The 16097-nt window shown below is 64.0% G+C and carries 11 protein-coding genes; 2 read left to right on the top strand and 9 right to left on the bottom strand.

The window, feature by feature from the left end:
- Positions 1-159 precede the first annotated feature (159 nt).
- Entirely contained in the window at positions 160-603 is a 444-nt protein-coding gene (locus QUG03_RS22825; protein WP_500821076.1) for a GNAT family N-acetyltransferase, read from the bottom strand.
- A 121-nt stretch (positions 604-724) separates the two neighbouring features.
- On the bottom strand, positions 725-4174 hold the full coding sequence (dnaE, locus tag QUG03_RS22820; protein WP_500821075.1) for a DNA polymerase III subunit alpha: 3450 nt from the start codon (positions 4172-4174) through the stop codon (positions 725-727).
- Positions 4175-4285: 111 nt separating this feature from the next.
- Here dnaE and QUG03_RS22815 point away from each other — a divergent pair, with 111 nt between their 5' ends.
- The gene (locus tag QUG03_RS22815) at positions 4286-4894 is read left to right on the top strand and encodes a flavin reductase family protein (protein WP_107800824.1); all 609 of its coding nucleotides are present in this window, start codon (positions 4286-4288) and stop codon (positions 4892-4894) included.
- On the opposite strand, the gene QUG03_RS22810 is transcribed toward QUG03_RS22815, so the two are convergent.
- From QUG03_RS22810 to QUG03_RS22780, 7 genes are all read right to left on the bottom strand, one after another.
- On the bottom strand, positions 4869-5792 hold the full coding sequence (locus tag QUG03_RS22810; RefSeq protein ID WP_235084695.1) for a VirK/YbjX family protein: 924 nt from the start codon (positions 5790-5792) through the stop codon (positions 4869-4871). The genes QUG03_RS22815 and QUG03_RS22810 overlap by 26 nt on opposite strands.
- 120 nt (positions 5793-5912) lie before the next feature.
- A complete protein-coding gene (locus QUG03_RS22805; RefSeq protein ID WP_500821074.1) occupies positions 5913-7616 on the bottom strand; it encodes an ArnT family glycosyltransferase in 1704 nt (567 codons plus the stop codon).
- 184 nt (positions 7617-7800) lie between these two features.
- Positions 7801-8055 (bottom strand): PhaM family polyhydroxyalkanoate granule multifunctional regulatory protein, encoded by a 255-nt coding sequence (locus QUG03_RS22800; RefSeq protein ID WP_107800821.1) that lies wholly within the window; start codon positions 8053-8055, stop codon positions 7801-7803.
- Between the two features lie 79 nt (positions 8056-8134).
- Positions 8135-10411 carry an NADP-dependent malic enzyme gene (locus QUG03_RS22795; protein ID WP_107800820.1) on the bottom strand — a complete coding sequence of 759 codons (2277 nt, stop codon included), beginning with the start codon at positions 10409-10411 and terminating at the stop codon, positions 8135-8137.
- Between the two features lie 155 nt (positions 10412-10566).
- Positions 10567-11895, bottom strand: coding sequence for a TRAP transporter large permease (locus tag QUG03_RS22790; protein WP_081548523.1), 1329 nt, complete (start codon positions 11893-11895; stop codon positions 10567-10569).
- Positions 11892-12482, bottom strand: a complete 591-nt coding sequence (locus QUG03_RS22785; RefSeq protein WP_107800819.1) for a TRAP transporter small permease — start codon at positions 12480-12482, stop codon at positions 11892-11894. The genes QUG03_RS22790 and QUG03_RS22785 overlap by 4 nt, the downstream gene beginning before the upstream one ends.
- A 59-nt stretch (positions 12483-12541) precedes the next feature.
- Positions 12542-13546, bottom strand: a complete 1005-nt coding sequence (locus QUG03_RS22780; protein WP_107800818.1) for a TRAP transporter substrate-binding protein — start codon at positions 13544-13546, stop codon at positions 12542-12544.
- A 210-nt stretch (positions 13547-13756) separates the two neighbouring features.
- Here QUG03_RS22780 and QUG03_RS22775 point away from each other — a divergent pair, with 210 nt between their 5' ends.
- Positions 13757-16042, top strand: a complete 2286-nt coding sequence (locus tag QUG03_RS22775) for a PAS domain S-box protein (RefSeq protein ID WP_233246740.1) — start codon at positions 13757-13759, stop codon at positions 16040-16042.
- Positions 16043-16097: the final 55 nt, after the last annotated feature.

The following is a 16097-nucleotide window of genomic DNA, read 5'->3' as shown; positions in this document are numbered from 1 at the left end:
TAGCGCCGATGATAGTGTGGCATTCGCCATGTGAAAGTAGGACACCGCCAGACGCCCCATTGCAAAGCCCAGCTCACACGAGCTGGGCTTTATGCATTGTGCTGTTGAATGGCGACACGGAAGCCTCCCCCAAAGGGAGGCTTTGTTGCATCCGGACGGCTAGAAATCCGCGCGCATGACCAGGCGCGGATCGTTGTCGCCGAAGTAATGAGGTTGATGTTCGACGACGACAAAGCCAAGCTGCTGGTACAGCCTGACCGCGGGATTGTCGGGGTGGACCGTCAGTTTCGCGTGGCTGGCCTGGCGCGCCCGCAGCGCTTGCAGCAAGGCCTGCAGCAGTTGCTTGCCTATGCCTTGTCCGCGGCAATGCGCGTGGACCGCCAGCGACATGATCCAGAATTCGCCTTGCCCGCTGCCCGGCGCGCCGATGATGTAGCCGCCCAGTGCCCCGTCTTGCGCGCCCGGCGCGACGAAGAACAGGTCCGGCCACAGGTCGTGGGCCTGGCGGAAGAAAAAGTCCGGGTAGACGTGGTGGCCGAATACCGCTTGCTCGATCTGGAAGACCGGGGCGACGTCTTGGAGTTGCGCCGGGCGTGCCGTCATCTGAAAACATCCTCTTCTGTGGTGCGTTTGAGCGGGCAAGCCTACTGCAATGCCCGGCGCTTGCAAAGCGCGGGGCAAGAAAAAAGCCGCGCTGGGCGCGGCTTGGCGGGAGCGCGGCGGCTCACCACATCACTTTGACCTTGTCGCTGCCCAGCCAGTCCTGCAGCGCCAGCAACAGCCCGTCGTCCAGCCGGACGCCCCAGGGCGGGGGCAGCATCAGGTCGCCGCTGGCCGCGCCGTTGTTGTAATGGATGCGCACCGGGCAGCCGGCGTCTTCGCTGCGGAACGGGTGCAGCTGGGCCTTGAGTTTGCTGACGTCCACCTTGCCGGCCAGTTTCAGCGACAGGCTGCGCGCGTAGCGGCTGCGCGCCTCGCCCAGCTCATAGACTTTGTCTGCGATGATGCGCAGGCCGCCGGAGAAGTTGTCCTCGCTGACCTTGCCTTCTATCACCAGGACCACGTCGTCTTTCAAGCGGCTGCGGTTGGCTTCGAAGCTTTCCGCGAACAGGCTGACTTCCAATTTGGTGCTGCCGTCGTCCAGCTGCACGAAGGCCATTTTGCCGCGGTTGCCCACTTTGACGCGGATGCCGGTGACGAAGCCGGCCAGCAACTGGGGCTCCTTGCGCGGGCTGAGCCGGGACAGCGGGGTCTTGATGAAGCCGCGAATTTCCTTGGCGTAGGCGGCGAAAGGGTGGCCGGACAGGTAGAAGCCGATGGCCAGCTTTTCTTCCGCCAGCTTGACCGCGTCGCTCCACGGCTTGATCTCGACCATTTCCACGCTGGGGGCGACGTCGTCGCCGAACATGTCGAACAAGCCGCCCTGATTGGCGTTGGCGTGCTCCTGTTCGGCGGCGTCCATCGCCAGCCCGACGTTGCCGAACAGCTTGGCCCGGTTGGGCTCTATGCTGTCGAAGGCGCCGGCGCGGATCAGCGCTTCGATCACGCGCTTGTTGACGATCTTCTTGTCGGTGCGGCTGCAGAAGTCGAACAAGTCCTTGAACGGCCCGGACGCGGCGCGGATCGCGACGATGTGGTCGACGGCGGCTTCGCCGGTGCCCTTGATCGCGCCCAGCGCGTAGCGGATGTGCTTGCGGTCCACCGGCACGAAGCGGTAGTAGCTCTGGTTGACGTCGGGCGGCAGGAAGATCAGGCCGTTTTTGCCGTCCACGCTGTCGTCGTAGAACACCTTGAGCTGGTCGGTGTTGTCCAATTCCGAGGACATGGTGGCCGCCATGAAGGCCGCGGTGTGGTGGGCCTTGAGCCAGGCGGTCTGATAGGAGACCACGGCGTAGGCGGCGGTGTGCGACTTGTTGAAGCCGTACTCGGCGAACTTGGCCATCAGGTCGAACAGCATTTCGGCGAGCTTGGGGTCGTAGCCCTTGGTGGCCGCACCCTGGGCGATCTTGCCGCGGTGCTCGGCCATTTCCTCCGGTTTTTTCTTGCCCATCGCCCGGCGCAGCATGTCGGCGCCGCCCAGGGTGTAACCGCCGATGATCTGCGAGATCTGCATCACCTGTTCCTGGTAGACGATCACGCCGTAGGTCGGGTCCAGGCAGGCCTGCAGGTCCGGGTGGTAGTAGTCGACCTCTTGCTTGCCGGCCTTGCGCAGGATGAAGTCGTCCACCATGCCGGAGCCGAGCGGGCCCGGACGGTACAGGGCCAGCACAGCGATGATGTCTTCGAAACGGTCGGGCTTCAGTTTTTCCAGCAGCCGCTTCATGCCGTCCGATTCAAGCTGGAAGACGGCGGTGGTATTGGCCTGCTGCAGCACTTTGTAGGCGGCGGCGTCGGTGAACTCGAGCAGATTGAGGTCGGTGTCGAAGCTGGGGTCCAGGTCCTTGATGTAGCCGACGGCCAGTTCGATAATCGTCAGGTTGCGCAGGCCGAGGAAGTCGAACTTCACCAGGCCCACTTTTTCCACATCGTCCTTGTCCAGCATGGACACCGGCACCGAGCCGTCGCCGCTGGCCTGGTACATCGGGCAGAAGTCGGTGATCTTGCCCGGCGCGATCAAGACGCCGCCGGCGTGCATGCCGATGTTGCGGGTCAGGCCTTCCAGCTTCTTGGCCAACTCCCACAGCTCGCGCAGTTCCTCCTCGTTTTCCAGCCGCTCGCGCAGCACCGGCTCCATTTCCACCGCGTCGTCCAGCGAGTATTGCTTGCCGGGCGCGGCGGGAATCAGTTTGGAGATGCCGTCGCAGAACATATACGGCAGGTCCAGCACCCGGCCGACGTCGCGCACCACGGCCTTGGCCGCCATGGTGCCGAAGGTGGCGATCTGCGACACCGCTTCGGCGCCGTATTTCTGGCGCACGTATTCGATCACGCGGTAGCGGTTGTCCTGGCAGAAGTCGATGTCGAAGTCGGGCATGGAGACCCGCTCGGGGTTGAGGAAGCGTTCGAACAGCAGCGCGTAGGCCAGCGGGTCGATGTCGGTGATGCCGATGCTGTAGGCCACCAGCGAGCCGGCACCGGAGCCGCGGCCGGGACCCACCGGGCAGCCGTTGTTCTTGGCCCAGTTGATGAAGTCCGCCACGATCAGGAAGTAGCCGGGGAAGCCCATCTGGATGATGGTGTCGCACTCGATCTTCAAGCGCTCGTCGTAGCGCGGCCGCTCTTGGGCGCGCGTTTCCGGATCGGGATAGAGCTTGGCCAGCCGTTCTTCCAGTCCTTCCTGGGACAGATGTACCAGGTAGTCGTCCAGCGTCATGCCGTCCGGCGTCGGGAATTGCGGCAGGTAGTTCTTGCCCAGTTGCACGCTGATATTGCAGCGGCGGGCGATTTCCACCGAGTTTTCCAGCGCTTCGGGGATGTCGGCGAAGCGCTCCAGCATCTGCTCGGTGGACAGGAAGTATTGGTTTTCCTCGAAGCTGCGCGGCCGGCGCTTGTCGCCCAGGGTGAAGCCCTCGGCGATGCAGACGCGGGCCTCGTGGGCCTTGAAGTCGTCCGGGTCCATGAACTGGATGGGGTGGGTGGCCACCACCGGCAGGCCAGTCTCGCCGGCCAGCCACAGCGAGGCTTGCAGCGCGTGCTCCACCTGCGGGTTGTTCAGGCGCTGCAACTCCAGGTAGAAGCTGTCCGGAAAGCAGCTTTCCCAATATTCGGCGCGGCGGCGCGCCTCGTCGCGCTGGCCCATCAGCAGGGCCTGGCCCACGTCGCCCATGTGGGCGCCGGACAGGCAGATCAGGCCGCTGTTGTCGCCGTTTTCTAGCCAGGCGCGCTTGAGTTCGGCGCGGCCGCGGTACTGATTGTGGGTGTAGGCGTCGGCCAGCAGTTCGCACAAGCGCCCGTAGCCCTGGCGGTTCTTCACCGTCAGCATCAGGCGATAGGGTTTGTCGCGGTCATCCTCGTTTTCCAGCCAGACATCGCAGGACACGATGGGCTTGACGCCTTTGTCCCGGCAGCCCTTGTAGAACTTGACCATGCCGAAGATGTTCATCAGATCGGACATGCCCACCGCGGGCATATTGTCCTTGATGGCGCGCTTGATGGCGTCATCCAGGCGTACGATGCCGTCGGTGATGGAGAACTCCGAATGGAGGCGCAGATGGATAAAACGAGGTGAGTTCATCGTGTCATTTTACCTGCCGAGCGGTTGCGACACCATCGCCGGGCGCAATTGGCGGCGCTGGTATTTTGTTGCTGTGCAGCATTAGAATGATGGCATCTAGGAGGAATCCCCATGGACTGCGACATCAAGAGCTTGCCGCCGGAGGCGGTCTACCCTTTGCTGGTGGGCAGCGTGCAGCCCCGGCCCATCGCCTGGGTCAGCACTCAGGACTTGCGGGGCGTGGCCAATCTGGCGCCGTTTTCCTTCTTCACCGTGGCCAGCGTGAAGCCGCCGGTGCTGGCGCTGAGCATTCTGACGCCGGCCAGCGGCGGCGAGAAGGATACCCTGGCCAATATCCGCGCCACCGGCGAGTTCGTCGTTAATGTGGTGCCGGAGCGCTTGGCGGAGGCGATGAACCTCAGCTGCGGCTCTTATGCGCCGGAGGTGGACGAGTTCGATCTGGCCGGCGTGAGCAAGGCGCGCAGTCGGCAGGTGAGGGCGCCGGGCGTGGAACAGGCGCCGCTGCGTTTCGAATGCGTGCTGAGCCAGTGCCTGGTGCTGGGCGAAGGCGCGGGCGCCGGCAATCTGGTATTGGGCGAGGTGCGCCACGTGCATGTGGCGGACGAGGCGTGGCGGGACGGCCGCGTGGCGAGCAAGGCCCTGGACTTGGTGGGCAAGCTGGGCGGCGACGAGTTCAGCCGCGCGAAGACGGCTTTCAGTTTGCGGCGGCCCGGCGCGTGACGGCGCTGCGGCTCTGGCTGGCCAGTTCGTCCAGCAAGGCGTAGCGGCGCTGATATTCCGCGCGTTTCTTGCTGGCGATCTCGCTCAGGGGCTTGCGCGGCAGTTGCAGCGGCAGGCTGAAGAAGCGCTTGCAAGCGGTGGGCTGGGCGTCGAAGGTGTCCCAGAAGCTGTCGTAATCGGCGAAGAACTGGCGGCGATAGCGCCAGGAGCTGTAGATATGCTGCCATTTGCTGACGGCCAGCACCTGGTTAGCGCCTATTTCCTGGGCCAGCGCGACCAAGGCCTCAACCGCCAAACGCTTGGGAAACAGGCCGTGGCTTTGCTTGGTGAGCTGGTGCACGGCTTCCGCGCCATGGGGTTTGCGCGGGCCTTGCAGGCCGCCGATGATGATGGCGGTTTCGCCTTGATGGCGGGTGATGGTGAAGGTCAGCGTGGCGATGGCGATCCCTTCCTCCGAGCAGATCTGCAAGGACAACTCGCCTTCTTTGTCGAAGCTGTGGCGGTGCGTCAGCACCGCCGTGATCGCGGCCTCGTTTTTGCCGAGCAGCGTGGCCAGCGGCAGACCGGCGTCGCTGAGCAGGCTGCGGTAGGCGGCGGGAGACACCCGCGTCGCCAGCGTCTGATAGTGTTCGCGCAGAGCTGCCAGCTTGCCGCTTGGGCCAAGAGCGCGGTACAGATAGGGGCGGTGCAGCTTGCAGGCCAGCCGCGGATTGGCCTGCAGATGGCGGCGCAGCGCGGGTTGGCCCCAGCTGTCCAGCCAGCGCAGCGTCCAGGGCAGGGTCAGCAGTCCGCGCAGCGCGAATTTGCAGCGATTCTTCCCTTCGTCGAATCCGTCCTTGCGGGAGAAGCGCCCGCTGGCCAGAGACCAGAATAAATCCACCGCGTTCAGCGCCGACATACCATAACCTCAAGAAAAAAAGGGTTAAGGCTACGTTATCGCGGCGCTGTGATTGTTAATGAATATGGGGCAAATTGTGACGAATTGTGACGATTTCGTCTGAAATTAAATACATTGTAATTATTTTCCCGTATCCAACAGCTGGCCCAGAGGTTGTTCCAGCCGATACAGGCGGAAGCGTTCCTTCGGGTCGCCCGGACGCTGGAAGCTCGCCATCGGCGTCAGACCGCGGAGAAAGGCCGGCAGCTGGTCGTGAAGAGACTGGACCAGCAACCAGCGGCAGTCTTTGGCTTGCGACGTGCTTTCCAGCCGCAGCGTGCGGTAATCGGCGTAGTAGTCCAGCAGCGCGCGTTGGGGTTCGCCCAGGCCGACGCTGGCGACGCATTCGCCTTGCCGGCCGATGTCGGCCAGGACAGGGCGCAGCGGGGCGAAGGTTTCGCGGTAGCGCATGCCGTGATCCAGCGCCGGCAGCCATAGCGTGGCCAGGCCGCCCCACAACAGCACGATGGTCAGGCTCCAGCGCCAGGCGAAGCCGGGCGCGGTATCGGCCGGGAAGCGTCGCCATAGCCAGGCCGCGCCGCCGGCGATCAGGCCGAAGGCCAGCCAGGTCCATGGATGCCACTGCGGGTGCCAATCGGTGAACTTGCGGTGTAGCAGGTGACGGGACCATTGTGCCGGTTCGCCGGTGGAAAGTACCCAGGCGACGGCGAGCACGAAGGCGCCAAGCGCCAGGCAGAGAAATAGGCTGAAGCCGGACAGCGCGCGCCAGCCGCGATGGGATTCGCCGGCGCGCAAACCGGCGATGGCCAGCAGCGCCAGCGGCAGCAGCAAGGGCATCGCATAGAGTTCGCGGGCGTCGCCCGCCAGCGACAAGACGGTCAGCGTCACCAGCCAGAGCAGCGCCGGCGCCGCCGGCCAGGCGCGGGTCCATTGTCGGCGGCCGCGCCACAGCCCCCACAAGGCCAGCGGCAAGACCGGGATGCCGTACCAGGGCAGGGTGCGGCCGTAGAACAGGCGCGGCGCCTTGGGGCCCAGGTGGGCGCTGCCGTCGAAGCGGCCGAAGTTGTTCACTTTGAACCACAGCTGGAACAAGGCCGGGTCGCGCAAGTACAGGCTCAAGCCCCACAGCGCGGCCAGCGGCAGGCCGATCAACGCGGCCAGCAGCAGGCCGCCGGCGTAACGGCGGTTGCGGTAATCCGGGTGCAGCGGCAGCAACAAGGCGGTCAGGCCCAGGCAGCCGGGGCCGAGCAGGCCCTTGCTCAAGAAGGCGACGCCGCCGCCCAGGCCCAGCAGCGCGCCGCCGAGCAAGGCGCGTCGGCGCAGCAGCACCAGTCCGGCCAGCCCCCAGGCCACGCCGGCCAACAGGGCGGTGTCCGTGATCATTTGATGGGCGCGCATCGGCAGGCCCAGGCAGCCCAGCAGCAGCAAGGCGCCCCAGGCGGCGGCGCGGCGGCCGTACAAGGCGCCGGCGGAGACGGCGGTGCCGGCCAGGGCCAGCGCCATCCAGCCGCCGGCGGCCAGCCGCGCGGCGTCCGGCGCGCTGAGCCAGCCGCTGAACAATTGCATGGTGAAGGCGGCGCTGATGAAGAACAGCGGCGGCTTTTCCATGAAGGGCTCGCCGGCCAGCGTCGGCACGATCCAGTCGCCGGTCTGAGCGATATGGCGGATCAGGCCGAAGGTGTAGGCTTCGTCCGGCTTCCAGGGCTCATGACCCACCAGGCCGGGCAGCAGCCAGGCGACGGCGATGAGCAAGAACAGCCAGACGGGGATGGAAGGCAGGCCGGAATCTGCGGGCTGCGCGGCGTAAGAAGTGGAGAAACGCATGGAGTCCGCGGAAAAGTGGTCGTTAATTGTTATGGGAAAGGGGAGGGCGAGCCGTCCCGTTCATCACCTTGAGACATGGCGACCGCGGGCTTCTGCCAGGAAGATCCGCGGCCGGACGGTAGAGTGTAGCGTTGTTTGCGCGCCAAGCAAACTTGAGCGCGGCCGCATCGGGGCGGGGGCGGTTTCAATTGTGAGGCGGGTCTTTAGGCCGCATCGAGTGCAGCGCGGACTTCTGCATTTCCAGGGCTTTGATCTGCATGCTCAGCATGCCCATATTCATGGTCAGCCAGCTTTCCACCACGCGCAATTCCGCCAGCTTGCGCTCGATCTCCTCCTCGCTCATCGGCGGCAGAAAGGGCTGCATGCCCGGCGGCGTGGCAGTTTGCCAGAACTGGCGGAATAGGGAGAAGGGGTCGTTGGGGTTGAATTCGTTGCTCATGAGCGGCTCCCTTGGCGAAGAAAAAACGGGCAAGCTGTGCTTGCCCGTTCAGTATATGCCTTAAATGCCAGGCAAACGCTTACTTGCTGTTCTGCGCGTCCACGGCGGCCAGGGCCACCATGTTGACGATGCGGCGCACCGAAGCGATCGGGGTCAGGATGTGAGCCGGCTTGCTCATGCCCATCAGGATGGGGCCGATGGTCACGCCGTCGGAGGCGGAAACGCGCAACAGGTTGTAGCTGATGTTGGCGGCTTCCACATTCGGCATGATCAACAGATTGGCCGAGCCTTTCAGCGTGCTGTCCGGCATGGCCTGGTTGCGGATGCTTTCCACCAACGCGGCGTCGCCCTGCATTTCGCCGTCGATTTCCAGATCCGGCTGCGCCGAGCGGATCTGGTCGAAGGCGGCGCGCATCTTCTGCGCCGAGGCGCTGTTCAGCGTGCCGAAGCTGGAGTTGGACAGCAGCGCGGCCTTGGGCGCAATGCCGAAGCGCTTGATCGATTCGCTGGCCATGCGGGTGATGCTGGCCAGTTGTTCAGCGCTCGGGTCGGCGTTGACGTAGGTGTCGGCGATGAAGATGTTGCCGGTGGGCAGGATCAGCGCGTTCATCGCGCCGGCCACTTGCTCCGGGTTGTTGTAGCCGAGCACGGTTTCAACGATGTCGAAGTGCTGGCGGTACGGCCCGTAGGTGCCGCAGATCATCGCGTCGGCGTCGCCGCGGCGCACCATCATTGCGCCGATCAGCGTGGTGTTGCCGATCACGCGACGGCGAGCCTGCTCCTGGGACACGCCCTTGCGCTTGGTCAGCTGGTAGTACTCTTTCCAGTACTCGGCGAAGCGCGGATCGGATTCGTTGTTGACGATCTCGAAGTCCTTGCCGGCCACCAGTTTCAGGCCCAGCTTCTGGATGCGCATGTCGATGACGCTGGGGCGGCCGATCAGGATGGGCTTGGCCAGGCCTTGGGTGACGATTTCCTGAGTGGCGTGCAGCACGCGCTCGTCTTCGCCCTCGGTCAGCACCACGCGCTTCTGGTCTTTCTTGGCCTGGGCGAACACCGGCTTCATGAACAGATTGGTCTTGTACACGAACTGGGCCAGTTGATCGGCGTAGGCGTCGAAGTCCTGGATCGGGCGAGTGGCCACGCCGGAATCCATTGCGGCCTTGGCCACGGCGGGCGCGATCTTGACGATCAGACGCGGGTCGAACGGTTTCGGAATCACGTATTCCGGGCCGAAGGACAGTTCCTGGTCGCCGTAGGCGGTGGCCACCACGTCGTTTTGCTCGGCCAGCGCCAGGTCGGCGATGGCGCGCACCGTGGCCAGCTTCATCTCTTCATTGATGGTGGTGGCGCCCACGTCCAGCGCGCCGCGGAAGATGAAGGGGAAGCACAGCACGTTGTTGACCTGGTTCGGATAGTCCGAACGGCCGGTGCCGATGATGGCGTCCGGGCGCACTTCCTTGACCAGCGGCGGCAGAATTTCCGGCTCCGGGTTGGCCATGGCCAGGATCAGCGGCGAGCGGGCCATGGATTTGACCATGTCCTGGGACACCAGCTTGGGACCGGACAGGCCCATGAAGATGTCGGCGCCGGCCATGGCGTCGGCCAGCTTGCGTTGGCCGTTGTCCTTGATCGCGTAGCGTTTCTTGGAGTCGTCCAGTTTCTCGTCGCGGCCTTCGTAGATCACGCCCTTGGAGTCGCAGACGGTGATGTTGTCGCGGTTCACGCCCAGCGCCACCAGCAGGTCCAGGCAGGCGATGGCGGCGGCGCCGGCGCCGGAGGCCACCACGCGCACTTGCGCGATGTCCTTCTCCACCAGGCGCAGACCGTTGAGCACCGCGGCGGCTGCCACGATGGCGGTGCCGTGCTGGTCGTCATGGAACACCGGAATGTTCATGCGTTCGCGGCACTTCTTCTCGATGTAGAAGCACTCGGGCGCCTTGATGTCTTCCAGGTTGATGCCGCCGAAAGTGGGTTCCAGCGAACAGATGATGTCCACCAGCTTGTCCGGATCCAGCTCGTTGACCTCGATGTCGAACACATCGATGCCGGCGAACTTCTTGAACAGCACGCCCTTGCCTTCCATCACCGGCTTGCCGGCCAGCGCGCCGATATTGCCCAGGCCCAGCACCGCGGTGCCGTTGGAGATCACCGCCACCAGATTGCCGCGCGCGGTGTATTTGTAGGCGTTCAGCGGATCTTCCACGATGGCGTCGCAGGCGGCCGCCACTCCGGGGGAGTAGGCCAGGGCGAGATCGCGTTGGGTGGTGAGAGGCTTGGTCGGGGCAACCTGGATTTTGCCCGGGTTGGGGTACTGGTGGTATTCCAGTGCGCTCTGGCGCAATTGCTCGTCCATTCTCTGGGACTCCTGAGGTTGATCTTTAGGTGGTTGGTTGGTGTAAGAGAGTAACTACACATTATACGGGCTTAAGGGCGAGCGGGGCTATCGCCTTGTCGGACAAAAAACGCGATGGCGCATGCCATCGCGTTTTCACGCCTGTCAGGCGGATGCTAATTCACCATGCCCAGCGCGCGCGGCAGCCATAGCGAGATCTCCGGAATGTAGGTGACGGCCACCAGGAAGCCCAGCATGGTCAGCAACCAGGGCCAGACCGCCACCGTCAGTTCGGTGATGCCCATCTTGGTGATCCCGGAAGCCACGTAAAGGTTCAATCCCACCGGCGGGTGGCACATGCCCACTTCCATGTTCACCGCGATCAGAATGCCGAAGTGGATGGGATTGACGCCCAGTTTCACCGCCACCGGATAAAGGATGGGCGCCATGATCAGCACGATGGCGGACGGGTCCATGAAGTTGCCGGCCGCCAGCAGCAGGATATTGGTCAGCAGCAGGAAGGCGACGATGCCCAGGCCCTGGCCGGTCATCCAGGCCGCCATCGCCTGCGGAATCTGCTCGGACGCCAGCAGGAAGGAGAACAGCACCGCGTTGGTGATGATGTAGAGCAGCATGGAACTCATCGACGCCGCGTTCAGCAAGACCTTGGGCACATCCTTCAGCCCCATGTCCTTGTAGACGAAGACCGCGATCACGAAGGCGTACACCGCCGCCATCGCCGCCGCCTCGGTGGGCGTGAAGATGCCGCTGTAAATGCCGCCTATCACCAGCGCGATCAACAACAGCCCCCAGACGCTGTCGCGGAAAGCCTGCCAACGCTCGCCCCAGCCGGCGCGGGGCAGGCGCGGGTAGTCGAACTTCTTGGCGCGGAACCAGGTGGTCAGGCCCAGCAGCAGGGACAGGCACAGGCCGGGCAGCACGCCCGCCATGAACAGCTGGCCCACCGAGGCGGTGCTGACGCTCATGCCGTTGGGGCCGGTGACATCCATGCCGGCGGTGGCAATGCTGTACATCACCAGATTGATCGACGGCGGAAACAGAATGCCCAGCGCGCCGGAAGTGGTGATCACGCCGGCGCCGAAGCGCTGCGGATAGCCCTGCTTGACCATGGCCGGCAGAATGATGGAACCCACCGCCACCACGGTGGCGACAGATGAGCCGGTGATGGCGGCGAACAGCGCGCAGGACACCACGCCGGCCAGACCCAGGCCGCCGTACCAGTGGCCCACCAGCGTGGTGGCGAAGCGGATCATCCGTTTGGCCACCCCGCCGTGCATCAGGAAGTTGCCGGCCAGGATGAAGAAGGGGATGGCCATGATTTCAAACTTCTCGATGCCGGTGAACAGCTTCAGCGCCACCGAGGTGACCGGCACATCCGTCATGGTGAACAGGAAGGTCAGCACCGTCAGGCCCAGGGAGATGGAAATCGGCATGCCGGTCAGCATCAGCAGCATCAACAGGCCGAAAATGATCAAGGCGCTCATGGGCGGCCTCCGTGATGCATATCGTGGGGGTGCATATTGTCCAGCTGCTCGTCGCCGTCCAGGCCGTCCACATGGCCGTGGTCATGCTTGGGCAGCGAGCCGGTCCTGAGGAAATTCCAGGCCACTTGCAGGAAGCGGAAGCACATCAGCGAAGAACCACAGGGAATGGCCAGGTAGACCAGCCACATCGGCGCCTCCAGATCCGGCGAGGTTTGATCGGTGTGGGCGATGTCCCAGACGAAATCCGCGCCCATGACGGCGACGGTGCCGGTGAACAGCGCGCCGGCCAGCAGGCCGAAGACGATGAAACGTCCGCGGCGTTTGTCGCTGAGCCGGTTGATCAGCACATCCACGCCGACATGGATGCCGGTGCGCACGCCGTAAGCGGCGCCGAACTTGGCCATCCAGACGAAGAGGTAAATGGTCAGCTCCTGCGCCCAGGACATATTGATGTGGGCGAGCAGCGGTTGCAGAGTGGCGATGCCCGAACCGTAGCGGTGCAGCACCGCGGTAAAGGTGATGAGGGTGGCCGCCCCCATCAGGCAGGCGATCATCCACTCCTCAAGGTGATCGAGGAATTTCAACATATCTGTCTCCGCATGGAACAAGAGCATGCTTGAGGGCATGCTCTTGAACCGGGCTGGCTTTATTTGGCCGGATTGAAACCGGTTTCTTTATAGATCTGGTTTAGCAGATCCTGGCCAATGCGGCCGGCCATCTTGGCGTGGACCGGCGCCAACGCCTTTTTGAAGGCGCTGCGTTCCTGCGGAGTGGGGGTGTAGATCTGGGTTTTGCCGGAAGCCTTGATGCCGGCCAGCGCGCGTTCGTTTTCCTTCTTCGCGATATCGTTGGCGTAGGTGGACGCATCGCGGATCGCGCTGTCCAGCTGGGCGCGCACGTCGGCCGGCAGGCCGTCCCAGAACTTCTTGTTGACGATGACGGCGTAGCCGAGGAAGCCGTGCTGGGTCAGTGTCAGCTGTTTTTGCACCTCATAGGCCTTGCTGGTGTACAGATTGGACGCCTCCAGCTCGGTGCCGTCCACCACGCCGGTCTGCAGCGCCTGATACACCTCGGAGAAAGCCATCACTTGCGGCAGCGCGCCCAGGGTGCGCATTTCCTCTTCCAGCACCTTGGACGACTGGATGCGGATCTTCAGGCCCTTGAGGTCGGCCGGGGTGCGGATGGGCTTGTTGGCGGAGAAGTTCTTGAAGCCGTTGTCCCAATAGGCCAGGCCCTTGATGCCCTTGCCCTCCAGCTTGCCCAGCAACTGCTTGCCGATGGGGCCGTGCATCACCTTGTTGACCTGGTCGTAATTGTCGAACAGATAGGGCAGATCGAAGACCTCGAACTCCTTGACCCCCAGCGGGCCGAACTTGGCCAGGCTAGGCGCCAGCATCTGAACCGCGCCCAGCTGCAGCGCCTCCAGTTCTTCCTTGTCCTTGTACAACTGGCTGTTGGGATACACTTGCACCTTGACCTTGCCCTTGGTGCGCTCCTCAGCCAGTTTCTTGAAATATTCGGCGGCTTTGCCCTTGGGGGTGTCTGGAGACACCACATGGCTGAATTTGATGAGGATCTCGCCGGCGGCGTTGGCAACGCCGGACAAAGCGAACGCGGCGCAGAGGGCCACGGCGGCAGTCTTCAGTTTCATTCTCTATCTCCATCGTACTTGTATAGTGTTGTATGGAATCCACCAATCCCTTGGCATTTTATGGCCGGCAAAAGCGATTTGGCCGGCGCCGTGGGCGGTTTTTCCTTATGCGCTGTCCTTGTGGACAGTCTGCTTGTTCCGTGTAAAGTAGGATTTCCTATTTCTTTCAACTATTAGGGACTTCCGCATTAGGGCTTTCCCTAGAATGCCATGCAGATAAAAAATTTATTGTCGCGCCGTTCCCCCGGCATGCTCTGGCTCAGCGCCGGCGCGCTGTTGCTGGCCCTGCTGTTGGCGCTGGGCAGCCTGTTCTACCTGGTTTACCGGGACTGGCGCGACGAGCAGCAAGACAATCTGATCCAGGAAGTGCTGTGGCTGGAGCAGTCCTTGCGCATGTATCTGGAAGGGCAGCAGGAATGGGCTGAAAATCTGGGCCGGGAAATTGAGGACGGCAATATCGACAGCCAGCGCTTTGCCCGGCAAGCCGCGTTTTACCTGCGGGGTAACCCGGAACTGCTGAGCATCGAGCAGGTGGACGTGGACGGCAGGGTGGTGCGCGACCAGCACGGCACCCGTCGCGACGGCAGCGTGCTGACCGGAGAAACCTTCGACGCGCTGTGGCGCGCCAACCGCCTGCTGCGGCCCAGTTACGGCGAACCCTATCAGGGCGGCGACGGCAAATACCGCTTCGATCTGGCCGTGCCCATCGTCCACGACGGCAAACCCCTGGGCGGGCTGAGGCTGGCCTACCAGATGGACCTGCTGTTGTTCAACCAGGTGCCGTGGTGGATCGCCTCCAAGAACTACATCAGCATCCAGGATTTGAGCGGCAAAATCCTGGCCAGCAAGTTCGATCCGGCGGAGCGTCCCGGCACCCTCTCGCATCAAACCAGCTTCGACCCGCCCGGCTACGGCCTCTATCTGCACGCGACCAGCTACCGCGCCGGCCTGGGGCTGACCCTGCCGGTGCTGTCCGGCCTGATCGCGCTGCTGGTCAGCGCGCTCTTGTACGCCGCCTGGCGCATCCGCCGCCACGTGCGCGAACGCGCGCACGCGGAACAGGCGCTGGCCAAGGAGGTGTCCTTGCGCCAGGCGATAGAAGACTGCATGAAAAGCGGCCTGGTGGCTTTGGAGGACGAAGGGCGCATCGTGCGCGTCAACCGAGCCTTCTGCGACATGCTGGGCTTCGGCGCGGACGAACTGGTGGGTCAGGCGCCGCCGCATCCGTTCTGGCCGGAGGACGACCACGCTGCCATGACCGCGGCGATCGCCGCTGTGCGCGACAACCGTCAGCCGGAAGAGGGCTTCGAACTGCGCTTTGCGCGCAAGGACGGCGAATTCATCGAAGTGCGGCTCTACGCCACCCCGTTGGTGGAAGCCGACGGCAGCCAGCGCGGCTGGATCGCGTCCCTGTTCGACATCACCGAGCGCAAGCGGCAGCGGCTGGCGCTCAACGCCTCCCATCAGCGCTTCCTCACCGTGCTCAACGGCCTGGTGGCCGGCGTCTGCGTGATGGAAGAAAGCGGCGGTCTGCTGTTGTACGCCAATCCGGCGTTTGCCCGGCTATGGCTGACGGTGGAGCCGGACGGCCCCTGCTGCGTGCTGCTGCCCGGCCTGCAGGAACAGCCGGAACAAGACGAGTACGGCCTGGAGTTCACCACCGACGGCGGCGGCAGCTGGTTTCAGATGCACCGCCGCCGCATCGACTGGGTGAACGGCGAATCCGCCTGGCTGGCCATCCTGGCCGACGTCAGCGAAGACAAGGCGCGCGAAGGACGGGAACTGGCGCAGCAGGAACGGCTGCAAAACACCTCGCGCCTGATCGCCATGGGCGAAATGGCCTCCACGCTGGCGCATGAACTGAACCAGCCGCTGACCGCCATCAACACCTACGCCGCCGGCGTCAGCCGCCGGCTGCCGGCGGAACTGGAACTGCCGGCCGGCGTGCGCGAAGCGATTCAGGAAATCGCCGGACAGGCCAAGCGCGCGGCCCAGATCGTCAGCAGCATCCGCGCCTTCGTCAAAAAGCACGAGCCGCAATTGCAGCGCGTGGAACCGGGGCCGGTGGTGCTGCGCGCCGTTGGCCTGGCGGAAGGCCTGGCGGTCAAAGCCGGGGTCAAGCTGCAGGTGGAACAAGACCCGGCAGGCTGCCTGCTGGACATGGACCCGGTGCTGATCGAGCAAGTGCTGCTCAATCTGATGAAAAACGCCATTGAAGCGATGCAGGAAGCGCAGACCAAGCGGCCGCGGGTCAAAGTGCGCACCTCCATCGGCACCGCCTTCTGGCGGGTGGAAGTGGTGGACAACGGCCCCGGTCTGTCCGAGGCGATGAAGAGCAATCTGTTCACCCCGTTCTACTCCACCAAGCCGGAAGGCATGGGCATAGGCCTGAACATCTGCCGCTCCATCGTTGAATTCCACCGCGGCGAATTCGGCGCCAACAGCACCGTAGCCGGCGGCTGCGCGTTCTGGTTCACCCTGCCGCTGGCCAAGTGAGGGCCCTGCCTCCGCGCGGGGCAGAGAGGACAGGCGACGGGGGAGGTGAAGGCCC

Source organism: Chromobacterium sp. CCUG 30098 (assembly GCF_059916605.1).
This window is presented reverse-complemented; position numbering and strand designations above follow the sequence as displayed.